Below are 25,091 nucleotides of genomic sequence, written 5' to 3'. Positions count from 1 at the left end.
AGCCGTCCCCCGGGTAGGCTTGCGGCGTGAACACGTCGACGGCATTTCGCACCGACCGCTACGAACTCACCATGCTCGAGGCAGCGATCGCTCACGGCACGGCGGATACGCCGTGCATGTTCGAGGCATTCGGGCGCCGGCTGCCCGGGGCGAGACGCTTCGGCGTCGTTGCCGGCATCGGGCGGCTGCTTGAGCGCATCCGCGATTTTCGCTTTGCCGATGCCGAGCTCACCTGGCTCGCCGACAACGATGTCGTGAGCGCACGCGCCATCGACTGGCTTGCCGACTATCGCTTCAGCGGCGATATCTGGGGGTACGTCGACGGCGAAGCATATTTTCCAGAATCACCGATTCTGATCGTCGAGTCGTCATTCGGCGAGGGCGTGCTGCTCGAAACGTTGATTCTCAGCATTCTGAACTACGACTCCGCGGTTGCCACGGCAGCAACCCGCATGGTGACGGCCGCAGCCGGAAGGCCACTGGCCGAGATGGGGTCACGGCGTGCAAACGAGGATGCCGCCATCGCCGCCTCCCGCGCGGCGTACATCGCCGGCTTCAGCGCGACGAGCAATCTCGAGGCGGGGCGCACATGGGGAATTCCCACAATGGGAACGGCGGCACACTCGTTCACACTGCTTCACGAAAACGAGGAGGAGGCATTCCGAGCGCAGGTTGCCGCAGCGGGCCCGGGAACGACCCTGCTCGTTGACACCTACGACGTCGCCGCGGGCGTTGAGACAGCGATTCGCGTCGCCGGAACGGAACTCGGTGCGATCCGTCTCGACTCCGGAGATCTGCCGACCCTCGTCGTCGACGTGCGTCGGCAACTCGACATGCTCGGCGCGCACAACACGAAGATCACTGTGACCAGCGATCTCAACGAGTATGCGATCGCGACCCTGCGCACGGCGCCGGTCGATTCGTATGGGGTCGGAACGTCTCTCGTGACCGGCTCTGGGTCACCCGCTGCCGGACTTGTCTACAAGCTCGTGGCTCGCCAGGTGGCCGACGGAGACTGGGTGTCTGTCGCCAAGGCCTCCGCGGGAAAGCGATCCGTGGGCGGGCGCAAATACGCTACCCGGCTGCGCGACGAAAACGGTGTCGCCAGACAAGAGAAGGTGTACATCGGGCTGGGCCCTGAGGAGGCGAAATCGATTCCGGCGTCAGAGCGCCCGCTTCTGGCCCCGCTGATCACCGCAGGCGAGATCAGCGACCGCTATCTCGGAGCTTCTGGCACGAGCATTGCCCGCGAGCACCACGCGATGGTGAGGGCAGAGCTTCCTGCGGACGCGTACAGACTCGGTCGTGGAGACCCCGCGCTTTCGACGACGTTCTCCTAGGGGAACGTCCGCGAAAACGGGCTATCCCTTGCGCATCCGCTCGTAGACCTTCTTGCACTCGGGGCAGACCGGAAACTTCTCGGGGTCGCGCCCCGGCGTCCACTTCTTGCCGCAGAGCGCACGCACCGGCTTGCCGCTGATCGCCGACTCAAGAATCTTGTCTTTCTTGACATAGTGCGAGAAGCGTTCGTGATCGCCCGGATCGATCGTCTCGTTTTCGAGCAGCTCTTCAAGCTCGCGATCGAGAACAGACGTTGACCCTCCCGTGGAGAGTGGATCTTCAGTGCGCACCTGAACGTTCATGCTCTCCAGTGTAATCCGTTCGCGCTGCGTGATCAGTGAGAAGTGGCGAACTCGATGATCTCGGGGCCGCGTCGGTCAAAGGCACGACCGCCAAGCCAAATGCCGACGACGAAGACGAGGATGCCGGTGCCCACCCCCGTCACCAGTGCCCACATCGTCGCGTCCGCGTCGCCGGCCAAACCTCTCCATGCGAAGTACAGGGTCGGAAGCGACAGAACAAACGGAATCAGCAAACCGAACGTCTGGCTGAAGCCTCCGCGTGCTCCGCTGTACTGCGGCTGCTGAAACGGGCTGTCTCCCGGCGCTGCAGCGGGGTACGGAAACCGCGTCGACAGGTAGCTTGCGACGCCGAGGGAGGCAAGCAGAAGGCATGCGGAGACTCCGAACATGCTCGGCAGCGTCGACCAGTCGCCGAAGAAGGCGATCGAGATCATTGATCCGATCACGACGATGGGAACTCCGATGAGAAGTGTCGGCGCCGTGCGCCCGAGCCGGTCAGCGTATCCCTTGACACCGGAGGCGACGTGCAGCCATACAGCGCTTGCGTCGAACGCGAGATCGTTGTGCAGCGACCAGCCGAGGAACAGGCACATGAACGGCAGAGGAATCAGCGCAAGCGGCTGCGCGGGCACGCCGGCGATCAGAAGAGGCGGAATCAGCAGAAAGGGAAGCACGGGAATGATGAGGATCGATACGATATACCGCGCGTCTCTCCCCCAGTAGCTGAGGCTGCGCGCCGCGATCGAGCTTGTTGCCCGCGCTGGCATGATGTCGAACCAGCCGAGGCTGCCGAAGCCTCCCTCGGGAATCACTCGCGGTGCGGTGCGCAGCGCACGGGCCACCAGCGCCCACCAGACCATGTACAGAACCGCTGTTGTTCCCACCGCGATGGCGAGCGTGCCGAGCGCACCGGCGACGTCGCCAAGAGCAGCCTCCCCTGGGGCCGCCCAGACTGCTCCAAACGGTGTCCAGCTCACGGCTTCTGCGGCACGCCCGAAATCGCTCACCCCGGACCTGGCGCTCCAGTCGATGCCCAAGGCGAAAATAACAGCGGGAGCGATAAGCACGAGAGTCAAAACGAGAAACACCACGCGGAGCTCGCGTGACTTTCGCGTGACAAGCGCACCGCTGGCAATGTACTCGGCAATGCGTCCAACCAGCGCACACGTGGCGACGGCGAGGATCGCGCAAAGCGACGCGACAACTGTCGCGAAGGTTCCCCGCGACCAGGTGCTGATTGTTGTGATGCTGAGCACGATCACCACAAGACTGGGAATGCTCAGAAGGCTGGCGAGCAGGGTTGCCGGAGCCAGGACAGAACTTCGGATGCCGAATGACGAAAACAACCGTGGATCGAGCGGATCCGTCACACCGAGCATTGCCGGGATGAGAAGGAAACCGAGCACGACGAACGACCCGGTGACGATGAGGAGATCTCGAACGTTTGCCGCACCGGCATCGGCGAGTCCGATGAGCCCCCGAGCGAGAAGCCATGTTGCGAGCGCCACAACGACAATGAGCAGACAAGCGCCAACGATTCGTGCCGGGCGGCCGCGAACGGCGCCGAACGCGAGCTGCAGCCTCAGTCGGAGAAGCTGTGCAACCATTCAAGGTCCTCCGTCGCCTTGCGTCCGCCAACGAGCGCGATGAAACGCTCCTCCAACGTGCTTCCATTGCGCACATCGTCGATGGTGCCGCTTGCGAGCAGCTCTCCCCCGACGATGATCGCGACATTGTCACAGACCCGCTCGATGAACTCCATGCCGTGGCTCGAGAGAATGACCGTTCCGCCGTTCTCAACGTACTTCTGCAGAATCTCGGTGATGCTCGCCGCCGAAACAGGATCAACGGATTCGAAAGGCTCGTCGAGCACCAATACCCGCGGCGAGTGGATAAGTGCGCACGCGAGGGCGATCTTCTTCGACATTCCTGCTGAATAGTCAGACACGAGGCGCCCGATGGCATCTTCGAGCCCGAATGCTCGTGTCAGGCTCTTCACGCGGGCACGTACCGTGACGTTGTCGAGGCCGCGCAGGACGCCAGAGTAGTAGAGCAGCTGTGCCCCAGTGAGCCGGTCGAACAATCGCATTCGGTCGGGCAGGGTTCCCATTGATCGCTTGGCTGCAGCAGAATCTTTCCACACGTCGATGCCGCTCACCGTCACGGTGCCCTCATCGGGCCGCAGCAACCCGGTGATCATCGACAGCGTCGTTGTCTTTCCTGCACCGTTCGGCCCGACGATCCCATAGAACGCCCCGGCTGGAATGTCGAGATCGATGGATTTCACGGCGACCGTGTCGCCGAATGCTTTGTGAAGTCCTGAAAGGGTCACGGCGCCACGAGACTTCTCGTTGACCTCCGTGTCTTCCGCGACGAGCACGTCGGCCGCCTCTTTCGCCGCTTGAGCTCGAACGGCCCGGGCCGCCGTGCGCACCGCCGAGCGTTCGGCTGCCTTTTTTCGCTCAGTCGATATGCGTTCGCGCGTGCGCGTCCAGGTGCCAATCGCCCACGCTTTCGCTGCGTCAACGGCAGTCTCCGAACCCGCTTCGGTGTCGGCGCTTTCGACAGCGGCGTCTCCAGACGAAGCATGATCTGATGTCACCTGCGGTGGCGCGCCGTCAGCGGGATCGCTGACCTCTCGCGGGGCATCCACCTGATCCGCCGCCGAAACCTGGGCCGCCATCTTCGCCGCGGAGGAAACAGCGGTCGAGATCGTGACAACCGGGGCCTTCGCGGGCTTCGACGTTGCGGATGTGGCCTGAGCAGCGGCCTTGGCTGTCGCAACAGCCGCCGCGCCAGTTGCTGCCCCACTGCTCCCTGCGGGCGTTGCTCGCTTCGGCGCTGACGTCTGTGCAGCAGCAGCCGTCGTCGAGTTCGACTTCTTCACAGCCGACCCGGATTCCTGTGCATCGGCCGACTTCGCGCGAGAGGATGCCGATTCTCCCTGTGCCGGCACCGCGGACGAGGTCTTCTTATCGGTTGAGGGCGACGTGCTCCCCTTCGCCGATGATGACGAGCCCAGTGACGAGCCGATGGCCGCGTCGCCGGCGGAGTCAACCTGAGACTGTGTCACCTTTGCCTGCGTTGGCTTAGCCTGCGTTGGCTTCGTCTGTGCTTGTTTTGCCGGCGTGGTCTTTGCCGACGTGGTCTTAGCCGGCGTGGTCTTCTTGGGTGTTGTCTTCTGCGTTGTCGACTTCGTCGTTGACGATTTCGTCGCCGTCGTCTTGGGACTCGACGCTTTCTGGGCCGCCGTTTTCTGGGCCGCCGTTTTCTGGGCCGCCGTTTTCTGGCCCGCCGCTTTCTGGCCCGCCGGTTTCTGGGCTGCCGACTTCTGGGCAGACGTCGTGCGCGTCGAGCTCGTCGTCTTCTTCTTTGCTTGAGTCGGTGCCGGCTTCTGTGTTGCTTCAGCCTGCTCGGCGCCCGCGGGCTCTGTGGCAGCCGATGCCGCTTTTGCCTTTTGCGTTGCGGAGGCCGATGCCGCCGATTTCGGCGCGCTCTTCACCGGAGCTTCCGCAACGACGGCTCGGCTGGTTGCGGGCTTCCTCTTCGCTGCCGCGCTGCCGCTCTCACTGGCCTTCGGACGTGACGCGCTGGGCTTTCGGGCGGCCGCGGGACGGGATGCTGTTGAGGTGCCATCACTGTCTTTCGGCGTCGCCTCATCCGGCGACGCCGACACTCGATCCGGTTTGCTCTCTGCGGAATCAGTCGGCGGCGTCTCATCGGGCAATGGCGAAGGCGCAGAAGTCACCCATGAAATCTACCAAGCAGTTCTGACAAGCGCCTCATCCGAGCGAAGTATTTCCCTCAATTACCGGCTGGGAGAACACCGAGTGTGTGATTACGAAACTGCAACAAGCGCCTCCTCAACCTCATTCACGCAGAGTCGTCCGCTAACGTGAAAACTGGCATAAAGGGGTGTCACAGCATTAATCGTCGAGAGAACATCGCGTTTCAAACGGGTGAACACCCACTGATGTTCGGCTCGAATCGCAACGTGAGGAGCCACCATGACCACACAGGTCGTTATTTTAGCTGCGGGGATGGGCAGCCGTCTCGGGCGCTCTCTCCCTAAGCCGCTGACCGAACTCAACGATGGTCGCACGATCATGCAGCAGCAGTTCGACAACATTCACCAGGCGTTCGGCAAGAACGTGAAAGTGTCGATCGTTGTCGGCTACAAGCTTGAGCACATCATCGAGGCGTTCCCCGACGCAAACTTCGTCTACAACGAGCAGTACGACCAGACGAACACGTCGAAGAGCCTGATGCGCGCGCTCAAGGCATCGTCAGCCGGCGGTGTCCTCTGGATGAACGGCGACGTCGTCTTTGACCCGTCCGTGCTTGAGCGCGCAGCCGCGCTCCTTGCTCGCGACCAGTCGTTCGTGACCGTCAACACGTCGCGCGTCTCTGACGAAGAGGTCAAGTACACGACGACCGCCGAGGGCTACATCAAGGAGCTCTCGAAGACCGTCAAGACCGGTGCGCTCGGCGAAGCCGTCGGCATCAACTACATTTCGCGCGCCGACAAGGTGAAGTTCATCCGTCATCTGCAGCGTGTCGATGACCAGGACTACTTCGAGCGTGGGCTTGAGCTCTCCATTGCCCACGACAATGTTCTTGTCGAGCCGATGGATATTTCGGATCTCTACGCAGTTGAGGTCGATTTCGCCGAAGACCTCGAGCAGGCAAACCTGTACGTTTGACCCGCTTCATTATGATGCCGGCACGCGCCATGCGCGTGCCGGCATCATTTTGGCATTATGTTGGAGCCTGTGACATCAGCAGCAAACCCGAGGGCTCCGCACACGAAAGCGAGCCGTTACCGTAGCGCACTATGGCTGCTGACAAAGCGCGATCTGCGCGTGCGCTATTCGACGAGCGCTCTCGGCTACGTGTGGTCGATTCTTGACCCCCTGGTCATGGCCGGTATCTACTGGTTCGTCTTCACTGTCGTCTTCGATCGCGGCGACAGCATCGGCGAGCAGCCGTACATCGTCTTCCTGCTTGCCGGACTTCTGCCTTGGATGTGGTTCACCGGAACGGTGTCGGACTGCACACGGGCCTTTCTCAAGGATGCAAAGCTCGTACGCTCAACATCGATCCCGCGCAGCATCTGGGTGAATCGCCTCGTGCTCTCGAAAGGGATCGAGTTCGTCGCGTCGCTTCCCGTTCTCGCGGCATTTGCGATCGTCTACAACGCCCCCGTTACGTGGTTCGCCCTTCTGTTTCCCCTCGGGATCGTGCTGCAGGCGACTCTCATCGTGGGAATCGGGCTCATCATCGCGCCCGCCGTTGTGTTCTTCCGCGACCTCGAGAGAGCGACGAAGCTCATTCTTCGCTTCTTGTTTTACGCCTCCCCCATCGTGTACGGCTTCTCTGACCTGCCCGAGAGCATTCAGCCGATCGCAGCGTTCAACCCGCTTGCCGGAATCATGTCGATCTATCGCTCCGCGTTTTTCGCCGACCAGCTCAATGTGTTCGCCATAACGATGTCGGCGCTCGTTTCTGTCGTTCTTCTCGCCATCGGAGTGCTCGTGTTCAGCCGCTCCGAGCGCAGCGTTCTCAAGGAGCTGTGATGACAGCATCCGTTATTTCCGTTGTTGACCTCGGCGTGCGCTTTCGCCGCAACCGACGCGGACGACGCAATTTCAAAGATCTCTTTGCCGGCAAGAATCGGCGATCTCGTCCTGGAGAGTTCTGGGCACTGCGCAATGTCTCGTTCGAGGTGGAGCGTGGCGAGGCGATTGGGGTCGTCGGTCGCAACGGACAGGGCAAGTCGACGCTTCTCAAGCTCGTGACGGGCGTTTTGCTGCCCGATGAGGGAACGGTGACCGTCACAGACGGAGTTGCGCCGCTGATCGAGATCACCGGCGGCTTCGTGAACGACCTCACTGTCAGAGACAATGTCTATCTCACGGCAGGGCTGCACGGCATGAGTCGTCACGATATCGAGGCGCGCTTCGACGAGATTATCGAGTTCGCCGAGATCAGCGACTTCGTTGATACGCCATACAAGCATCTGTCGAGTGGCATGAAGGTGCGCGTCGCCTTCGCCGTGATTGCACAGCTTGATGAGCCGATCATGCTGGTCGACGAGGTTCTCGCTGTCGGCGACAAGGCATTCCGCGAGAAATGCTACAGACGCATCGACGAGATGCTCGCTGGCGGGCGAACGCTCTTCTTCGTCTCGCACAACGAGAAGGACCTGCGCCGCTTCTGCACGCGCGGGCTGTATCTCGACAAGGGCGCGCTTGTTCTCGACGCCGCGATCGACGACGTGCTCGACCGCTACAACGAGGATTACAACAGCTGATTCGCAGGGCTCGTCCAGTCGAACGCGAAACACTGTGTTTGACGCAGTGAGGAGGCCCAATGCCGACGCAGAAACCGAGCCCGGTGCCAGAGATCGTCGCGCCTGAGATTGCCGCGATGCCACGACGCACCGAGCCGTTGCCCGCCTGGGTCAAGGCAATCGACAAGGTGCTCGCCGTGCAGCGCCCGGTTGTGGTCTCGCACCTTCGCGGACTCAGACGGCGAAACCCCGAGGCAACGAACGAACGAATGCTGCGGGTTCTCGAACGGCGCTATCTGACGGCCGTCACAGCGGGTGGTGCGGCAGTTGGCACAACCGCCGCCTTTCCTGTCGTCGGAACAGGAACGGCTCTCGCCCTCGCGGGAGCCGAAACACTCGGCTTTCTCGAGTCGACAGCGCTTTTCGCCCAGTCTGTCGCCGAGGTGCACGGTCTTCCCGTGACAGACCCCGATCGTGCGCGCGCACTCGTCGTCACAATGATGCTCGGAGGGTCAGGCAAAGAGATCCTGCGCCAGTTCTCGGGAGAGCTGATGAAAACGGCTCGCCCGCGATCGACGTTCTGGGGAGAGATGATCACGTCAAACCTGCCCCAGGCGGCCGTCGGTCCGGTGGCGGATGAGCTCACGAGGCGCTTTCTCAAGAAGTTCGTGACGACGAACGGGGCTACGATGATCGGAAAGGTCGTTCCGTTCGGCATCGGCGCCATGATCGGCGGGGTCGGCAATCACGTCGCTGGCCGCGACGTCGTGCGCAGCGCACGAAACGCTTTCGGGCCTGCTCCGTTCGCTCTTCCCGCCGAATTCGAGCCGCGCTGACCTGCTGCGGTGACGGCACGCTGATGCGTCAGTGCGGGGAATCCACCGTGCGTTCGGCCAGATCCATCTCGTGAATGCGCGCGTGCGTCTCCCACTCATCCATGAGGTGCTGAACGGTCTCGTGGAATCGCTTCGTGGCCGTGCCCGGCGTCGTGTCGCCAAAGTAGTACTGCGACCACGTGGCGATGCGCTCGACGGTCTCGGGGTCGTGGAGCAGACGATCGATCTGCTCGGTGATCTCGGCGACGTCGTCGACCTCGAGCCACTCACACGCTGACAGGTAGCCACCCGCATCGATCTTTGCTCGCTTGCTCACCGGGCGCGTCACCATGAGCGGCTTGCCTGTGGCGAGGCGATCGTAGATCATTGCCGAAACATCGCTGATGGCAACATCTGCTGCGGCGATCTGCCAACCGATCTCAGAGCCGTCATCAAAGACATGCTGCGCGCGCGGGTCCGCTTTATTCGCCGCCGAGAGCATTCCGATGATTTCACGATTTGCCTGCCCATAGAGGTTGTTCACCACGCCGGAACGAGGATGCGGGCGGTAGATCACGCGATGCCGCCCCGTCGCGAGGAGCGCACGAACCAGCCCAACACCGTGGCTCGCAATGGAGCCGTAGGCGGCAGCCGCCCGATCACCTTCCCAGGTCGGAGCGTAGAGCACGACAATGCGGTCGTCCTGCGTATAGGGAAGGGCTCCAGAGAAATGATCGGCCTGTGGCCTGCCAATCGGCAGCGCACGCTTGTCGAAGTCGTAATCCCACAGCACCCGTTCGAGGCGTGCACGAGCCGCTTCACCGGCGATCAGACTGTAGTCGTACGCCTTGAACTGGTTTGTGGTCATGTACATTTTGTCGCTCTCACCGTGATTGATGAAGACGTGCCAGCGCTGACCATAGCGGAACATCTGGAAGTTCTTCGCGTTCTGATTCACGTAGAAGACGATGCGAATATCTTGCCTGGCAACCGTCTTCTCGAGATCGGCCACGGTGCGAACGTATGTGACGGGAAGCGGCGATTCGTCGAAGAGCTGGAGCGCCGCCGTTGACCCGCGGCTCAGGATGAGAACGGGCCAGGTCTTCGCAAGCTCGATCAGAGGCTTGTACCACTGACGGATCTGGTACATGTTCACTGATTCGTCAGCGAAATAGACGGCGATCTTGAAGCGCTCGGGCTCAAGCGGCGGCTGCGACCGCACTTTCTGCCGGAGCACCATATGCGCTCGACGGTTGTCGACGAGTTTCTTACCCAGCTGTACGGCTTTTTGGGCGTCTCCGATCACATTCATCGTGCTTCACAGTATCGAGGGCAGATAACAGTTTGCTTGGAGACCATCAGATGACCGGTGGCCTTCCCGCTCGGGCCATGCGGACGACGGTGCGCCAGCTCATTGTGGAGCGGGGGCCAGGGCTCGTCGTCCAGCCTTCCCACCATCCGCCGAACCACGTTAAGAGAACGGCGGGGCGTCGCCACCAGCGAAGCAGTGTGATTCCCGTCCACGACAGAACATAGATGGGCCGCAGGATCAGCGGCAGGTTTCTGCGTGCAAGCCACACCCGATTTCGCGCATTGAGGCGATAGTAATCGTCATGTCGCGTTGGGTGAACGTAGGGGTGATTTGCGACAAGATCGCCGGCGTACCACGCTCGCCTTCCGGTATCCCACACCCGCCAGGCAAGCTCGATTCCCTCGTGTGCGTAGAAGTACTCATTCCCCCACCCACCGCACTCGTCGAAGACTCCTCGCGGCATCACGATCACCGCTTCAAGGCACGAGAAGATATTGCTCGAGTGGGTGCGCTCGCCCTTGCGGATGCGCGGAATCCACCGTCGCGGGGCGCGACCGTCCGCGGCATCCTCCAGGCGAGGTTGGATGAGACCGATATCGGGGTTCGCGGCGAACACGGCAATCGCATCGCGCAGAAATGTGGTGCTTGGCAGTGTCGCATCGTCGTCGAGAAAGAAAATGTACGTTCCGGTCACCGACGAAGCCCCGCGGTTGCGCCCCGCCGGAATTCCCACGTTTTCGGCGAGTCCGAGTCCCCGAACCCCCTCGGGGAGCCCCGTCGGCTGCCAGCCGTTGCCGACGACGACGATGTCGCAGATCACGCCCTGCTGAGCCTGAACCGATTGGATGCCTGTCGTCAGCTCATCTGGCCGCGTGCCCTGCGTGAGCACCACGACGCCGACGGACGGCTCATCCTGCTCAGCCGCGGACACGCTTGGACGTCATGATCGCGAGAAAGTGTCCGATGAGCGTCAGCACGGCGACGACGAGAAGAATGACAAGGATGCCGCGCATCGCGATCTGGTCGCCGATGAAAAGGCCAATGACTGCCGCAGCGAAGATCACCATGGTCATCTCGACGGAGTGGAAGATGCGGTGGAGCGGAATCACCCGCGCCAGTCGACGCAGTTTGGCGAGAAGACCGCCGGAGGGTGCCATTTCGTCATCGGAGTACGTCAGTTTGGGCGCCCCGAAGTTGGCGCGAGCAACGCGCACCATGTCGTTGAGCGCCTTGTTCAGCACAAGCACGAGCGCGAGTGCCAGCCCCAGGGTCGTCCAGAGGTAGTCACCGTCGGGAGTGAAGGGGTATCCGGCCGCTCTGATGGCGAGGGCAAGCGGGATGAGGGCTTCGGTGGAATAGTGCCCGACAGCATCCAGAAACGCACCGGCGGGCGACGAGGTTTTGCGCCACCGGGCGACCTCCCCATCGCAACAGTCGATGAGCATCTGCACTTGGCACATCACAAGCGCGAGGGCCGCTCCGCCGAAGCCGGGAATGAGAAGGGATGCCGCGACGGCCCAGCCGCTGAGGATCATGAGGCAGGTGACGCCGTTTGCGCTGATGGGTGTGCGCAGCAGCAGCCAGGTGACGTACGGAGACAGATCACGCAGGTAGAGCGCCGCCGTCCAGTGCTCGGCGTTCTTGCGTGCCCGGACCTCGTCAGGCTGCGCTACAGCGCGAAGCTCGGCGATCGTCCGAGGACGACGGGGGCGTTCGTCATTCGGGAGCGACACGGGAGTCCCCACCCCTCTCGTACTTCTGGGCGGCAATGTTGCTGGCGAGCAGGAGGAAGCCGGGGATGAATCCCACTCCCCAACAGAAGTGTATGCATGGAAGCACGATAATCAGCCAGCACCGCACGGCGACGCGTCGAACCCCTGGAAGGATCAGTGCGGCGCCGAGCACGGTGAGCACGTACACAGCAGGGATGGCGAATGCGAGAACGAGCCACGGTGTGATCCCCATGAACGCCTGCACAATGCCGACGATGCCGAGAACGGTTCCCAGGGCAACGCCGATCACCATGAGCGGCGGAACAAAATATCTCAGTGTATTGCGCACGGGAAAACGCCTGCTGAGTTCCCCTCTCCACATTCCGGTCGAGAAGAACTGCCTCGCCAATCGAGACAGCGATGGTCTCGGACGATAGACGACACGAAGCTCCGGAGTGAACCAGACCGAATGCCCACCCTGACGGATGCGGCGGTTGAGTTCCCAGTCCTGACCGCGTTTGATGCGCTCGTCGAAGAGCCCCACCTGCGTCAGCGCATCGCGCCGAAAGACGCCGAGGTACACGGTGTCAGCAGGCCCCTCCTTGCCGCCCACATGATGCGGTGTGCCGCCCAGCCCGACACGTGAGCCGTACGCGGCGGCGACGGCCTCCTCGAACGGCGTCGTTCCCTGTGCATCCATGATTCCGCCGACATTTCCCGCGCCCGTTCGCGTTATCGCTTCGACGGCGATGCGCGTGTAGTCGGAGGGAAGCACGGAGTGCGCGTCAACGCGCACGATGATGGGATTCTCGGTCGCGTGAATGGCGATGTTGAGACCCGCAGGCGTCGATCCGACAGGGTTGTCGATCACGCGCACGCGCGAGTCCGCCCGGGACAGCGCCTCGACAAGCTCGTTCGTTCCGTCGATGGATGGGCCGACAGCAATTGCCACGTCGAACGGCCCCTCGTAGTCTTGCGCGAGCAGACTGTCGACGGCGGCACGCACATGGGTTACGTCATTCAGCACAGGCATGACGTAGGACACGCCAGGCAGAGTGCCCGACGTGGGCACCTCTGACGCTGATGTTCCCATGTTCTCCACTCGATGTTGGGCCGGGGTTGAGCTTATCAGCAGCCGCTCGCCAGACGACGCAAGCGCCCGTGCTTTCTCAGCACGGGCGCTTGCGACTCAGATTCTATTCGGGCAGTTTCCCCAACGTGGCATCCGCCGTGTATGTCTTCCCGTTTCTCACGTAGGTGATCACGACGTCGCTGCCTGCTGCGCTCGCCTTGACCTGCGCGACGAGGTCAGAATCGCTGGTGATCGAGACGTCACCGTACTTCGTCACCACATCACCCGCGCGAAGGCCTGCCTCATCGGCAGCTCCACCCGCTGTGATGTCCTTGATGAGGGCACCGGCGACCGAGGCGTTCGGATCGCTCGCTGCGTTGGTGACTGCGGCGCCGAGCAGCCCATGGGTTGCCGTTCCCGTCTCGATGATCTCGTCTGCGATGCGCTTCGCGACGTTGGAGGGAATCGCGAAGCCGACGCCGATGCTCCCCGACTGGGAGCCGCCCTCTGAGCTTGATCCAGCGCTCGCGATTGCGACGTTCACGCCGATCAGCTCGCCGCTGTCGTCGACGAGCGCGCCGCCCGAATTGCCGGGGTTGATCGCTGCATCGGTCTGGATGACGGCGAGTGAGACGTACCCTCCGTTTGATGCATCGTCTTTCTGATCAGGAAGACCGAACGTGAACGGAGCATCTTTGTCTGAGCCGTTGTCTGGGTCTTCGGGAACCGCCGACGATGCGACGGTGATGCTGCGGTTCAGCGCGCTGACGATTCCATCAGTGACGGTGCCGCTGAGACCGAGCGGCGCACCGATTGCGACGGCCGCATCTCCGACGTTCACATTCGATGAGTCGCCGAACGTCATCGGCGTCATGTCCGACGCATCCTTGAGCTTGATCACTGCGAGATCGTAGACCGGGTCGGTTCCGACGACGGATGCCGTGTAGATATTGCCTGCGTCGTCTGTCACCTGAATATCGGCATCGGCCGACTCGCCGTCGAGAGTGACGACGTGGTTGTTGGTCAGCACATACCCGTCTTTGCTCAGCACGATGCCGGAGCCGCTTCCGGCTGCCTGGGTGCCGCGAACGGAGATCGTCACAACGCTCGGTGCTGCCTTTGCGGCGATGGCCGTCGTCGCGGTGACTTCTTTGTTGTTGTTTATCGTCACAGACGAGTTCGGAGACGAGTTTGTCACTTCGTTGCCCTGCTGGGCGCTATCGATGATCGAGAACGTTCCGGCACCGGATGCGCCGCCGACGAGTGCGCCGATGACGAGGCCTGCAACAAGCATCCGGGTACCTGTCTTCTTCTTTGCGGGCTTCTGCGGTGCGCCAGGGCTCTGCTGTGTCGGCATGGTGCCCGTCGCGTGCGCGCCGTGAGGCGCAGCGCCAGGCTGCGGCGTGCCCGGGTAGTTTCCGAAGGTCGACTGCTGACCGTACGGCTGCTGGTGAGGCATGCCGAACGCGTTGGCGTTGCCCGCACCGGGATGCTGCGGCTGAGGTTGACCCTGAGGGGGTGTGTATGCCGCGGCTGGAGCTGACCATGTGTGGGGAAGCTCTGGCTTCGGAGGCAAGGGATCAGAGTTCGCGGCGGCGCCCGTCGCGTTTGAATCAAAGACGGCCTCGCCACCGGCGTTCTGCGCGTCAGGCTGCGGTCTATTCTGCTCACCTGGTGCGCCCTGCTCGCTTCCGGGAGCGCCGGACTCGGGGGGCGTTGGGGTGTTGGAATCGTTGTCGTTCATGCTGAGTTCCTTCCAGACATCACCAGTGTGCGACTCGAAGCTATCGATCCCGCGTGCTGCGCCTATGACGGAGCTATGTCAAAACTGCGACCCTCCTGTGAAGGTGCTATCCGCAGGCTAATGCAGGCGACTGACCATTCTCCGAAAGAAGCCTGCCGATGTGCCGAGATTGGCGAGCACCGGCAGCCGACAGCGTGCGCCGTGGCGGATAGCCTAGGTGCATGCGTGATCACGGTGGATGGCGAAAAGCGGCGGCAGGAGCCGGACTTCTGGCGGCAGACGGCTCAATGGCCGAGACGATATTTGCCGAGATGACCGCCCTCGCGGCTCGCACGGGCGCCATAAATCTCGGCCAGGGCTTCCCCGACGAAGATGGCCCGGCGCATGTGCTCGAGGCCGCACGCGCGGCGATTGCGGCGGGCACCAATCAGTACCCGCCCGGCCGGGGGATTCTCGAGCTTCGGAGTGCGGTGAGCGAGCACCAAAAGAGGTTCTACGGTCTTGAGGTCGACCCTGAATCGGAAGTGCTCGCAACGGCCGGCGCAACAGAGGCCCTTGCCGCGACGATTCTTGCGTTAGTCGAGCTGGGCGACGAGGTGCTCACATTCGAGCCCTATTACGACGCATACGGCGCCCTCATCTCGTTGGCCGGCGGCGTGCACACGACGGTTCCGCTCTCCTGGCCCCACTTCGAACCCGATCTGGATCAGCTCGCACGCGCGGTCACCGACAAAACTCGACTCATTATCGTGAATGACCCGCACAACCCGACGGGGACAGTGTTCAGCGCAGAGACGCGTGAGCTCATCGTGCAGCTTGCCGAGAAGCACGGAGCGATAATCGTTACCGATGAGGTGTATGAGCACCTCACCTTCGGCGAACGCCACACACCGATCGCAACGGTTCCTGGAGCAGGGAGCCGCACGGTGACGATTTCGTCTGGCGGTAAGACATTCAACACAACGGGTTGGAAGATCGGGTGGCTGACGGCATCCGCCGATCTCGTCGACGCGATTCTCACCGTCAAGCAATACCTCTCCTACTCAAACGGCGCGCCATTTCAACCTGCCATCGCCGCGGGGCTGCGAAGTGACGATCGGTTCTTTGAGGAGCTGGCCACAAATCTCGATCGCAAACGTCTTCTTCTGAATCACGGACTGCGCTCGGCGGGGTTCGACATTGCGGAGTCGGCTGGCACCTATTTCACGGTCGCCGATGCCGCTGCTCTCGGCTTCGACGACGCCGTCGAGTTCTGCCGCATTCTCCCCGAACGTGCCGGCGTGATCGCCGTGCCGATCTCCGCGTTCGTCACGCGGAAGCACGCCCCCAAGTATCGCTCCCTTGTGAGGTTTGCGTTCTGCAAGCGCACAGAAACACTGGAGCAGGCCATCACGCAGCTCGCCAGACTCCGGCGTTGACCGGCGTCGTTTCGCTCACTCTCCGGTGCGAGCGACGATTCCGTAGCGGCGCAGCTGCAGCGAGGGGTTGACCGCGCGTGTCTCCGTGAGCACCGCACGCGAGATGAACGCGACGGCAACATCTGACTGCGTGCCGAGTGTGGCAAGCGGCACCCCAGACGGGTCGACAACCATGCTATTTCCCGCGCCGATCGACGGAGGATGGTCGGCGCCGGCCACGTACACCGTATTCTCGATCGCGCGCGCCGTGAGAAGCGTGCGCCAGTGGTGCTCCTTGAGTGGCCCACGCACCCACTCAGCGGGCACGAGCACAACATCGGCGCCCGCGTCGACGATCCGCCGCGTGACCTCGGGGAAGCGCAGGTCGTAGCACGTTTGAAGCCCGAACCGGAGGCCACCGGCTTCGAACGTCTGCGGCTCGTCGAGCTCGCCGGCGACGACCCAGTCGCTCTCTTTCTGCCCGAAGGCGTCGTAGAGGTGCTGCTTGCGGTACACCGCGACGGTCTCTTCTTCAGGGCCAACCGCCACCGCGGTATTGGCGAATCGACGCGGATCAACCGTCGTCTCGACGAGACCCGCGACGATGTGCACGCCGAGTTCACTCGCGAGCGCCTCAAGCGATCGGACGAACGGACCATCGAGGCTCTGAGCATGCCGGGCGAACGAGTCGTCCATGGGGGTCACGAAGTAGCTCGAGTACTCGGGAAACACAATGACGGATGCTCCGCGCTCCGCCGCGCGGACCGAGAACGAGCGGATCGTCGCCAGGTTCGCGTCAATGTCGGGCGTCGGCGCAAACTGGGCGACGGCAACGCCGATCGGTTCATGCAGTGTCATACCGCCAGCATATGGTTCGTTTGGCCGAGTCGGTAGTGGTCGTCAGGCGAGCGCACCTGCAGCATAGCCAGCCTGGCCAATGTGCTGCGCGGCATCGTCGATGATGCTGACGATCCGCGCTCCCCTGGTCACGGGCGGGTTCCAGTTCTCGTCGATCACCTCGCCGAGGTCGTCGTCGCTGAGCGTGCGCAGGTAAGCGAGAAGAGCGTCTGTCGTCTCGGAGAGATACTCGTAGAGCACCTCCGCGTCGTCGACGCGAACGGCCCGAGCTTCCTCTGACGTATGGCCGAAGCCCACCTCGTCGCCAGCGCTCCCCAAACCCGTCCTCTGTGCATAGTCGCGCGTACTCCACACCTCGTCGCCGCCGGAGAGTCCTGCGAGCTGAACATCGATCTCGCGCCCGGTATGCCAGAGAAGCCACGCAACAGAATTGTCGTGGCCGCCAGGATGCCCGTTCAAGACGTCAGGCCCAAGCGTCGAACGCAGACGTTCTGCTGCGTGGCGTGGGCGGTTCGCTGCTTCAATGAGAATGTCGCGTGCGTTCATGGCCGCTACAGTACACCCGTCTCGCTGGTCAGGGCCCGGTCGGACCGCGGTGCTCTTGGGCACCGCGGATCGCGTTTGCGACAAGGGCGTCGGCGAAGTCGAGGTCAAGGGGTTTGTCGGGAATGAGGAGCCGATGGTAGCAGGCGCCCCAGAGCTGGTCGACGAGCATGTCGGGGTCGACATCCTGGCGGATCTGACCGCGTTGCTGTGCGCGCCGGAAGGCCTCGACGGCCAGGGCGCGGCGCGGGCGTGAATAGGAGACGGAGAAGCTCGCTTGCAGCGTGGGGTCACTCTGAGCTGCGCCGATGATTTCGGCGGTGACCCGCCCCGCTTCGCCTGTGGTCAGCAAAGTGACGAAGGCATGGAGCTGACTGCGCACGTCGTCAGTGATATCCCCGGTGTCGGGAAACCTCAGGTCATTCTCCACGCGATCAAAGTATGCCTCAGCAGCGAGGGCGCCGATGGACGCCCACCACTTGTGCAGGGTTGTCTTGCTGACCGCGGCCTCGGCGGCGACCCGTTCGTAGCTCAGCGCCGACATCCCGTGATCGAACAGGAGCCTCGCTGTGGCGTCCAGCGCGTCGCGACGGACCTCATTCGCAGGCCGTCGCCCCCGACCTCTCCGCCGGGGGCCTTGGCGTGCTCCAGGGTCAGACACGCGTCGGTTCGTACTCATGATGTGATCCTCAGCAACTCGGCGACCCGAGCGTGATGATGGCGTCTGATCGCTCAGCGGCATGGGCGCGACTCATGCGGCGCCTCCGTTCACGAACAGAGTCTGCCCGTTGATCCACCGGGCCCGACCGGCAAGTGAAGATACAATTTCGGCGATGTCGTCCGGTTGCCCGAGCCGGCCCATGGGGTTGGCCGCCGCGATCGTGTCGATCAGTTGCTGGGGCTTGCCCTCGAGGAAAAGCGACGTCGCGACCGGGCCGGGCGCAACCGTGTTGACAGTGATGTCCCTGCCTCGCAACTCTCGGGCCAGGATCAGGGTCATGGCTTCCACCGCTCCTTTGGTCGCAGCGTAAGCGGCATAGTTTGGCGGTGCGAGCCGAGTGGTTGAGGACGAGAAATTCACGATCGCACCGCCGGCACGCAGCGAGCGCGCGGCAAGCTGATTGACGACGAACGTTCCGCGCAGGTTCGTCCGCACGATCCGGTCAAAGGTCTCCAAGTCCATCTCCGTCAGCGGCGCGAGTGGCATGATCCCCGCGGTGTTGACCACCACGTCCACGCCGCCGAACGCGTCGTGCGCCTCCGTGAACATCGCGGCCATCTGCTGCTCATCTGCGACGTCTCCGCCGACGGCGATCGCGCGTCCACCTCCGGCGGTCACCGCAGAGACAACGTCTTCGGCGCGCTGACGCCGACCGCTGTAGTGCACGGCCACAGCCATTCCGTCCGCGGCGAGACGCTCGGCTATCGTCCGACCGATGCCGCCGGATCCGCCCGTTACCACCGCGACACGGCCCTCAAAGATACTCATATGATCACTCCGTTCATATCCAATGAACGCAACAATAACACAAACGAACGCACCGTTCATATCTTTTTTCGAGATACGGGCTGTCGCCGCGGTCGCGGGCAGGAGAAGGCTAACGACAATGGCCCCGACCTGGAATGAAATTCCAGGTCGGGGCCATTGTCTTTGGTTGCGGGGGCAGGATTTGAACCTACGACCTCTGGGTTATGAGCCCAGCGAGCTACCGAACTGCTCCACCCCGCGGCACAAGAAATAACTCTACCAGAGCATTAACGCTCCCCCAAATCGAGATGGCCTCTGTCTGGCAGAGTCGGGAATCCGGTTAACGGATGCTGCCGGTCGGCGCAGAGCGTCGACCGGCAGCATCCGTGCAATTCTAGGCGCTTAGCCGTTGATCAGCTCGAGAGCCTTTTGGATGGCCTCATTGAGGCGCGTGTCTGCCTCGCCATATGCCGTCCAGTCTCCGGCCTCCATCGCGGCCTTCTTGTCTTCCATCGCCTTCTGTGCATCAGCGAGCACATCGGCAAGGTCTGACGAGGGCACGTCGGGCGTTGTGGAGCCCGAATCGCCGCCCGTGTCGCCAGAGTCACCCGAGTCATCCGGAGGCGTCTCGGTATCGTTCTCGCCGTCGGCGACGGCTTGGTCGCCAGCCTGGGCGCCAGAGTCACCGCCGAACAGTTTGTCGAGCGCTTCGTCAAGCGTGTCTTCGAACGCGATCTTATCGCCGAACGCAACAAGCACCTTCTGCAACAGCGGGTAGCTGGTTTCACCGGTCGACTGCACGTACACCGGCTGAACGTAGAGCAGACCACCACCGACAGGGAGCGTCAGGAGGTTACCGTTGAGCACCTCGGTCTGCCCCTGCTTCAGAATGTTGATCAGGTTCGATACAGCCGTGTCCGAGTTGAACGAGTTCTGCACCTGGCCCGGGCCCGGCACCGTCGTATCCTTCGGCAATCTGAGCAGCGTCAGCTTTCCGTAATCGTCGGAGACTTCGCCCTTCGTGTTGCCCGCGTTCGAGTTCGCCGACAGATAACCGGCAAGCACGCTCGACGCGCCACCGCCGCCGGGTATGAACGTCGTGTACAGAGAGTACGCCGGGTGATCCTCACCGGGCATCTGCATCGACAGGTAGTACGGGGGCTGAAGAGCGCTGCTGCCCTCCTGCGCCTGCGGGTCGGCCGGAGTCTTCCACAGGTCGGAGTCCGAGTACCACTTGTTCGGGTCGGTCACGTGGTAGCGCTGAAGCACATCACGCTGCACCTTGAAGAGATCTTCGGGGTACCGCACGTGCGACAGGAGGTCGCCGCCCATCTCCGACATCGGCTTGACCGTCGATGGGAAGATCTTCTGCCACGTCTGCAGAATCGGGTCCTTGTCATCCCACGAGTACAGCGTCACCGAACCGTCATACGCGTCAACCGTTGCCTTCACCGAGTTGCGCATGTAGTTGATGTCGTCGAGAAGGAATGACTGATTTCCGTCTTCGTTCGAGATCGCCGAGCTGAGGCTCGTCGTCTTCGAATACGGGAACGAATTCGACGTCGTGTAGCCGTCGATGATCCACACGATGCGCCCGTCGACGACGCTGGGGTACGCATCGGAATCAAGCGTCAGGTACGGTGCGACCTTCTGCACGCGCTCGCGCGGGCTGCGGTCATACAGAATCTGCGACTGTGGGTTCACATTGTCAGAGAGGAAGATCTGCTCTGACTGGAACTTGAGAGCATAGACAAGCTTGTTGAAGATGTTGTCGAGCTTGGGCCCAGCGTCACCGGAGAACGTCGTGTACGTCTCACCCGACTCGCCGGACGGGTAATCGAGTTCGACATCGCTTCCCCCCTTGGGGCCGCCGACGATGGAGTACGTCGGAGAGTTCTCACCGAAGTACACGCGCGGCTCGAACTCGCCAAGCACGCCCGTCGAGGGAATTCCCGACTGCATGAACACGGGCTCACCATCACTGGAGCGCTGGTTGCCGTACGCAGCAACGAGACCGTAGCCGTGCGTGTACACGAGCGAGCTGTTTACCCAGCTGAGGTCGTCCTTGACGCCCTCCTGGTTCATCTCGCGCACAGCAACGACGGCATCCTGTACCTCACCGTCGATTGTGTAGCGGTCGACGTCGAGCTCAGGCGAGAACTGGTAATAGGTCTTGAAGCGCTCGAGCTGCGTCACCGTCGCGCTGATGAGATCGGGGTCGATGATGCGAATGGATGCTGTCGTCTCAGCGTCCGACCGGAGTGCACCCGGCTCGGCATCCGTCGTGGCGTCGTAGGAGACCTCCTTGACGTCAGAGACACCGAAGGCGTCGCGCGTCATGTCGATGTTGCGTTCGATGTACGGCTGCTCAAGTGCGCGCTCGTTCGGCTCCACCTGGAAGCGCTGCACAACCCACGGGTAGGCGCTGCCGATGAGAAGCGCCGAGACGAGAAGCAGTGCCGTGCCGATGACCGGAAGACGCCAGCGGCCGATAAACGCGGTGACGAAGAACAAGATCGCGACAAAGGCAGCGATGCCCGCAAGAATCGCCCGTGTGGGGATCGTCGCGTTGACGTCGGTGAAGCTGGCGCCTGTGATGAGGCTGCCGGTCTCTGTCAGCGTGAGGTATTGGTCGACCCAGACGCTGATCGCCTGAATGAGCAGGTAGACGCCGGCGAGCACGGCGATCTGAATGCGCGCCGCCTTTGAGATGCGAAGCTCACGACCGACGAGTTGGATCGAACCGTAGAGGAAGGTGACCGCTGCCGTGCAGATGAGCGAGAGAAGCACAACGGCCGAGGCGAACGCGAGAATCTCACGGAAGAACGGCAGTTGGAAGAGGTAGAACGACACGTCGAGGCCAAACTGAGGGTCGCTCTGCCCCGTTGGCGTTGCATTGAGCCACATCAACACGGTCTCCCAGCTTGTCGCGGCCGAGAAGCCGGCGAACAGGCCGAGCAGCACGGGAATGCCCCACATGCCGAGTCGGCGAAGCGGCTCGACGAGCTCCTGGTAACGGTCGAGCTGCGAATTCAGCTTCGCGTAGACGGGTCGCAGCCGATACGCCAGCTGCAGCGCACCCCACACCGGAACGGCCATCGCGACGAACCCGATGAGGAACATGACGATCGTGGCGACCCACTGCGTGGTGAGCACCTGGGTATAGCCCAGCTGCTGGAACCAGAGGAAGTCTGAGTAGAAGTTCGCGAAAATGAAGAAGAGCACGACAAGCACACCGACGGAGATGAGTGTGATGGCGAGTGGTGCGCGCTTCTTGCGACCGGCATTCGAGGAACGTGCCGTGGCAGATGACATCGATTGGCCTTTTCAGTGTCGGGGGTTTAACTGTCAATCCTACGGATAAACGCCATGCTTTGCCTGTGCAGCGCAGGTGCTCAGGGCGAACAGGTCGGCAGCGACGCGGTGTCGCTGCCGCCTTCGAGCGTGTTCAGCACTGTGAGCGAGTCTTCGAGCGTTGCGACTTTGAATACCGTGAGTCCATCGGGAACATGCCCGACAACCTCGTCGCAGTTATCGGCTGGGGCGAGAAAATACTCGGCTCCCGCGTCGCGTGCGGCATAGAGCTTCTGACGAATGCCGCCAATCGGGCCGACCTGACCCTCGGCATCGATCGTTCCCGTGCCGGCGACGGATGCATCACCGGGCAGCGGTCCTGGCGTGAGCTTATCGACGATGCCGAGTGCGAACATCATGCCGGCACTCGGTCCCCCGACATCGTTGAGCTTGATGGAGACGTCGAAGGGAAACTCGTAGGTCTCGGTGGTCTGAACGCCGATCACGAAGCCCGATGTTCCGTCTGAGTACTCGACCTCGGTTGGTGTCACGTCGACGCCGAGCTTCTCGCCGTCGCGAACGACGGTCAACGTGAGCGGTTTGTCACCCCCGTGCTCGACGATCACGTCTTGCAGTCCGGCGACATCTGAGACGGCTTTTCCACCTGCATCGACGATCTCGTCCCCGACGTTCAGAACCCCGTCTGCCGGTGCATGCTCGACGATGTCGCCGACGATGAGCGACGATGTGAAATCGACGTCGAGTTCGGTGAGCGCCGCGGCGACGGCATCCTGTTGTGAATTCACCATCATGACCTGCGACTGGGCGTCACGCTCTTCGGCTGTCGTGCCGTCGGGGAAGTACAGAGACATCGGCACGACGGCTTCGCTCGGGTTGAACCATGCTGTGGCGATCTGAAACCAATTGGGCGACTGCTCGGGATTTCCGACGACACTCACCGTGAGCATGTCGAGGGTCTTTCCCACGTCGTAGGTATCGGTTCCGCTGATCGAAATGAGCGGCTCCGGTTCGTCGTCAAGCTCCGTCTCGCCGAGCACGTTGAAAACTGGTCCCGGCTGCTGAATGACGTAGGGCGAAGGCGAGAGTGCGAGAACACCGAGAATCACGAACGATGCAGCGAGACTGAACCAGCCGGTCGTCGTCGCCTTCGAGCGACGTGGTCTCGCCGGTTCGGGTTCGACAGCGGGTACGTCGGTGCCGTCTGCGCCGATCCGATCATCGCCTGGCAGCGTCACGCGGTTCCCTTTCCGAAGATGTTCGCGACGGGCGGACGAATACCACCGGCGACCACGACTAACCTCAAGCTTCAGGCACTAGCGTAGAGCGACAACACAGTCTCTCGCTGAAAGGTGGCTGAAGTGCCAGACGAGGACAAGAACCCCGAAGACGAGTTCCAGGACATGATCCGGGAGATTCTCTCGGGCAATTCCGGAGTGGATCCGAGCAAGCTCGCGGGTGCCGCGGGGCTTCCCAGCGACCCCGCGTCGCTGCAGGCCATGATGATGCAGTTTCAGCGCGCAATGCAGCAGAGTCCAGACGGCGAAATCAACTGGAACGTCTCAACAGAGCAGGCCGTCGAGATCGGGCGAAAGGATGCCGTCAGCATCACGCCGGCCGAACGATCGCAGCTTGACCAGGCGTTCCACGTCGCCGAGCTCTGGCTCGCCGACGTCACATCGTTTGCGTCCCTCACCACGTCGCCGCGCGCGCTGAGCCGCGCCGAATGGTCGAAGGCGACGATGCCGCTGTGGACGCAGCTGGCCGAGCCCGTGGCAACGAGCATTTCTCACGCTCTCACGACAGTGCTCAAAGAGCAGGCTCCCGAGCAGCTGCAAGACATGATCGGGCAGGCGACGCGCATGATCAAGGGCATCGGCGGCACCATGTTCGCCATGCAGCTTGGGCATGTCGTCGGGCAGCTCTCGACCGAGGTCGTCTCGGGCGGAGACATCGGCATTCCCCTTCTCAACGACGAGGCAGCGCTCATTCCGCAGAACGTCTCGGCGTTCGGCGAGGGCCTCGACATTCCCGCTGACCAGGTGCAGCTGTACCTCGCGGTGCGCGAACTCGCGCACGCTCGCCTGTTTCGCCACGCGCGGTGGCTGCGGCTGCACGTCATCTCGTCGATCACCGCTTTCGCCAAGGGCATTCGCATCGATACCGACGCCATCGAAGAGCTTGCGTCGGGATTCGACCCGTCGAACACGGAAGAGCTGCGAGAGGCGATGACGAACGGCTCGCTCATTCCGCCGAAGACCGACGAGCAGCTCGCGGCGCTCGAGCGTCTCGAGACGACGCTCGCGCTCATCGAGGGCTGGGTCGATGTTGTCACGGCAGACGCGACGACGCGGCTGCCCAAGGCCCACGCCGTGGCCGAGACGGTGCGGCGCCGGCGCGCAACGGGCGGTCCAGCCGAACAGGCGTTCTCAACCCTCGTTGGGCTTGAGCTGCGACCACGCCGGCTGCGCGAGGCGGCGGCCATGTGGCGAACCGTGACAGAAGCCGTCGGGTCAGCCGCGCGGGACTCCCTGTGGCAGCATCCTGACCTCGTACCCACCTCGGCCGACATCGACGACCCTGCTGCGCTCGTCGCGCGACTCGAGGCCGCCGAACGCGGCGAAGCACCCGAGCCCGATGAGTTCGACATGGCTCTCGAAGATCTTCTGCGTGCCGAAGACGATGCGGCCTCGGGCGGAGCAGAATCCGGCGACACCGGCGACACGGGGAAGAAGACCGACACAGACACGTCGCCAGACGACCCTCCCGCCGTTCCCTGACGAGTCGCCTGTGGATAACCGCTGCGTGAGGGATGCCGACTGAGGCACTATATCGAGCATGGTTATCCAGCTCGACCCACGCTTTCCGCTCGTGTGGCGCTCCCCCACGACAGTTCAGCTCGGCATCGACGATGTTCGCGTCG

21 protein-coding genes and 1 tRNA gene are annotated in these 25,091 nt (G+C 62.6%); 7 read left to right on the top strand and 15 right to left on the bottom strand.

Annotated features, from left to right (window positions below; translation table 11 throughout):
• Positions 1-26 precede the first annotated feature (26 nt).
• The gene (locus HCR84_RS06790; protein ID WP_166983358.1) at positions 27-1,340 is read left to right on the top strand and encodes a nicotinate phosphoribosyltransferase; all 1,314 of its coding nucleotides are present in this window, start codon (positions 27-29) and stop codon (positions 1,338-1,340) included.
• A 21-nt stretch (positions 1,341-1,361) separates the two neighbouring features.
• On the opposite strand, the gene HCR84_RS06785 is transcribed toward HCR84_RS06790, so the two are convergent.
• From HCR84_RS06785 to HCR84_RS17620, 3 genes are read right to left on the bottom strand one after another with little or no spacing between them, the layout of a single operon-like run.
• A complete protein-coding gene (locus tag HCR84_RS06785; protein ID WP_166983357.1) occupies positions 1,362-1,643 on the bottom strand; it encodes a DUF3039 domain-containing protein in 282 nt (93 codons plus the stop codon).
• Positions 1,644-1,675: 32 nt separating this feature from the next.
• The gene (locus HCR84_RS06780; RefSeq protein WP_166983356.1) at positions 1,676-3,250 is read right to left on the bottom strand and encodes an ABC transporter permease; all 1,575 of its coding nucleotides are present in this window, start codon (positions 3,248-3,250) and stop codon (positions 1,676-1,678) included.
• A complete protein-coding gene (locus HCR84_RS17620) occupies positions 3,226-5,391 on the bottom strand; it encodes an ABC transporter ATP-binding protein (protein ID WP_244972582.1) in 2,166 nt (721 codons plus the stop codon). The genes HCR84_RS06780 and HCR84_RS17620 overlap by 25 nt, the downstream gene beginning before the upstream one ends.
• A 259-nt stretch (positions 5,392-5,650) precedes the next feature.
• Here HCR84_RS17620 and HCR84_RS06770 point away from each other — a divergent pair, with 259 nt between their 5' ends.
• The 4 genes from HCR84_RS06770 (at position 5,651) to HCR84_RS06755 (ending at position 8,771) form a co-directional block, all read left to right on the top strand.
• Positions 5,651-6,346 carry a phosphocholine cytidylyltransferase family protein gene (locus tag HCR84_RS06770; protein ID WP_166983355.1) on the top strand — a complete coding sequence of 232 codons (696 nt, stop codon included), beginning with the start codon at positions 5,651-5,653 and terminating at the stop codon, positions 6,344-6,346.
• Positions 6,347-6,415: 69 nt separating this feature from the next.
• Positions 6,416-7,219: an ABC transporter permease gene (locus tag HCR84_RS06765; RefSeq protein ID WP_235940817.1), complete on the top strand. Its 804-nt coding sequence runs from the start codon at positions 6,416-6,418 to the stop codon at positions 7,217-7,219.
• Positions 7,219-7,956 (top strand): ABC transporter ATP-binding protein, encoded by a 738-nt coding sequence (locus HCR84_RS06760; protein ID WP_166983353.1) that lies wholly within the window; start codon positions 7,219-7,221, stop codon positions 7,954-7,956. Before HCR84_RS06765 ends, HCR84_RS06760 begins: the two co-directional genes overlap by 1 nt.
• Before the next feature lie 59 nt (positions 7,957-8,015).
• Positions 8,016-8,771, top strand: coding sequence for a hypothetical protein (locus tag HCR84_RS06755; RefSeq protein WP_166983352.1), 756 nt, complete (start codon positions 8,016-8,018; stop codon positions 8,769-8,771).
• Positions 8,772-8,799: 28 nt separating this feature from the next.
• On the opposite strand, the gene HCR84_RS06750 is transcribed toward HCR84_RS06755, so the two are convergent.
• From HCR84_RS06750 to HCR84_RS06730, 5 genes are all read right to left on the bottom strand, one after another.
• On the bottom strand, positions 8,800-10,062 hold the full coding sequence (locus tag HCR84_RS06750; protein WP_166983351.1) for a CDP-glycerol glycerophosphotransferase family protein: 1,263 nt from the start codon (positions 10,060-10,062) through the stop codon (positions 8,800-8,802).
• A 46-nt stretch (positions 10,063-10,108) separates the two neighbouring features.
• Positions 10,109-10,993: a glycosyltransferase family 2 protein gene (locus HCR84_RS06745; RefSeq protein ID WP_166983350.1), complete on the bottom strand. Its 885-nt coding sequence runs from the start codon at positions 10,991-10,993 to the stop codon at positions 10,109-10,111.
• Entirely contained in the window at positions 10,980-11,795 is an 816-nt protein-coding gene (locus tag HCR84_RS06740; protein WP_166983349.1) for a CDP-alcohol phosphatidyltransferase family protein, read from the bottom strand. Before HCR84_RS06740 ends, HCR84_RS06745 begins: the two co-directional genes overlap by 14 nt.
• Complete coding sequence (locus HCR84_RS06735; RefSeq protein ID WP_166983348.1) at positions 11,779-12,867, bottom strand: glycosyltransferase family 2 protein; 1,089 nt, start codon at positions 12,865-12,867, stop codon at positions 11,779-11,781. Before HCR84_RS06735 ends, HCR84_RS06740 begins: the two co-directional genes overlap by 17 nt.
• Before the next feature lie 103 nt (positions 12,868-12,970).
• The gene (locus tag HCR84_RS06730) at positions 12,971-14,590 is read right to left on the bottom strand and encodes a S1C family serine protease (protein ID WP_166983347.1); all 1,620 of its coding nucleotides are present in this window, start codon (positions 14,588-14,590) and stop codon (positions 12,971-12,973) included.
• A gap of 221 nt (positions 14,591-14,811) precedes the next feature.
• Between HCR84_RS06730 and HCR84_RS06725 the strand changes: the two genes are divergently transcribed.
• On the top strand, positions 14,812-16,008 hold the full coding sequence (locus tag HCR84_RS06725; RefSeq protein ID WP_166983346.1) for an aminotransferase class I/II-fold pyridoxal phosphate-dependent enzyme: 1,197 nt from the start codon (positions 14,812-14,814) through the stop codon (positions 16,006-16,008).
• A gap of 15 nt (positions 16,009-16,023) precedes the next feature.
• Here HCR84_RS06725 and HCR84_RS06720 read toward each other — a convergent pair whose 3' ends face one another.
• The 7 genes from HCR84_RS06720 to HCR84_RS06690 all read right to left on the bottom strand — a co-directional run bounded on the left by HCR84_RS06720 (position 16,024) and on the right by HCR84_RS06690 (position 23,406).
• Complete coding sequence (locus HCR84_RS06720; RefSeq protein WP_166983345.1) at positions 16,024-16,845, bottom strand: carbon-nitrogen hydrolase family protein; 822 nt, start codon at positions 16,843-16,845, stop codon at positions 16,024-16,026.
• A gap of 42 nt (positions 16,846-16,887) precedes the next feature.
• On the bottom strand, positions 16,888-17,391 hold the full coding sequence (locus tag HCR84_RS06715; RefSeq protein ID WP_166983344.1) for a mycothiol transferase: 504 nt from the start codon (positions 17,389-17,391) through the stop codon (positions 16,888-16,890).
• A 28-nt stretch (positions 17,392-17,419) separates the two neighbouring features.
• On the bottom strand, positions 17,420-18,067 hold the full coding sequence (locus HCR84_RS06710; RefSeq protein WP_166983343.1) for a TetR/AcrR family transcriptional regulator: 648 nt from the start codon (positions 18,065-18,067) through the stop codon (positions 17,420-17,422).
• Between the two features lie 72 nt (positions 18,068-18,139).
• The gene (locus HCR84_RS06705; protein WP_235940816.1) at positions 18,140-18,937 is read right to left on the bottom strand and encodes an SDR family oxidoreductase; all 798 of its coding nucleotides are present in this window, start codon (positions 18,935-18,937) and stop codon (positions 18,140-18,142) included.
• Between the two features lie 103 nt (positions 18,938-19,040).
• A tRNA-Met gene (locus tag HCR84_RS06700) sits at positions 19,041-19,117 on the bottom strand.
• Positions 19,118-19,258: 141 nt separating this feature from the next.
• Complete coding sequence (locus HCR84_RS06695) at positions 19,259-22,171, bottom strand: UPF0182 family membrane protein (protein WP_166983342.1); 2,913 nt, start codon at positions 22,169-22,171, stop codon at positions 19,259-19,261.
• Positions 22,172-22,251: 80 nt separating this feature from the next.
• Entirely contained in the window at positions 22,252-23,406 is a 1,155-nt protein-coding gene (locus tag HCR84_RS06690) for a YlbL family protein (protein WP_235940815.1), read from the bottom strand.
• A gap of 123 nt (positions 23,407-23,529) precedes the next feature.
• Between HCR84_RS06690 and HCR84_RS06685 the strand changes: the two genes are divergently transcribed.
• Positions 23,530-24,948, top strand: a complete 1,419-nt coding sequence (locus tag HCR84_RS06685; protein WP_434063556.1) for a zinc-dependent metalloprotease — start codon at positions 23,530-23,532, stop codon at positions 24,946-24,948.
• Positions 24,949-25,091: the final 143 nt, after the last annotated feature.

It is taken from the genome of Paramicrobacterium fandaimingii (assembly GCF_011751745.2).
Taxonomy (GTDB): Bacteria; Actinomycetota; Actinomycetes; order Actinomycetales; family Microbacteriaceae; genus Paramicrobacterium; species Paramicrobacterium fandaimingii.
Note: the sequence above shows the minus strand (reverse complement) of the source record. Positions and strands in the feature narration are given on the sequence as shown.

Coding starts and splice junctions, on each gene's coding strand:
- HCR84_RS06735 (WP_166983348.1), bottom strand. CDS start 12,867: ATGGGAACATCAGCGTCAGAGGTGCCCACGTCGGGCACTCTGCCTGGC.
- HCR84_RS06780 (WP_166983356.1), bottom strand. CDS start 3,250: ATGGTTGCACAGCTTCTCCGACTGAGGCTGCAGCTCGCGTTCGGCGCC.
- HCR84_RS06720 (WP_166983345.1), bottom strand. CDS start 16,845: ATGACACTGCATGAACCGATCGGCGTTGCCGTCGCCCAGTTTGCGCCG.
- HCR84_RS06750 (WP_166983351.1), bottom strand. CDS start 10,062: ATGAATGTGATCGGAGACGCCCAAAAAGCCGTACAGCTGGGTAAGAAA.
- HCR84_RS06705 (WP_235940816.1), bottom strand. CDS start 18,937: ATGAACGGTGCGTTCGTTTGTGTTATTGTTGCGTTCATTGGATATGAA.
- HCR84_RS06695 (WP_166983342.1), bottom strand. CDS start 22,171: ATGTCATCTGCCACGGCACGTTCCTCGAATGCCGGTCGCAAGAAGCGC.
- HCR84_RS06760 (WP_166983353.1), top strand. CDS start 7,219: ATGACAGCATCCGTTATTTCCGTTGTTGACCTCGGCGTGCGCTTTCGC.
- HCR84_RS06785 (WP_166983357.1), bottom strand. CDS start 1,643: ATGAACGTTCAGGTGCGCACTGAAGATCCACTCTCCACGGGAGGGTCA.
- HCR84_RS06710 (WP_166983343.1), bottom strand. CDS start 18,067: ATGAGTACGAACCGACGCGTGTCTGACCCTGGAGCACGCCAAGGCCCC.
- HCR84_RS06725 (WP_166983346.1), top strand. CDS start 14,812: ATGCGTGATCACGGTGGATGGCGAAAAGCGGCGGCAGGAGCCGGACTT.
- HCR84_RS06770 (WP_166983355.1), top strand. CDS start 5,651: ATGACCACACAGGTCGTTATTTTAGCTGCGGGGATGGGCAGCCGTCTC.
- HCR84_RS06730 (WP_166983347.1), bottom strand. CDS start 14,590: ATGAACGACAACGATTCCAACACCCCAACGCCCCCCGAGTCCGGCGCT.
- HCR84_RS06755 (WP_166983352.1), top strand. CDS start 8,016: ATGCCGACGCAGAAACCGAGCCCGGTGCCAGAGATCGTCGCGCCTGAG.
- HCR84_RS06715 (WP_166983344.1), bottom strand. CDS start 17,391: ATGAACGCACGCGACATTCTCATTGAAGCAGCGAACCGCCCACGCCAC.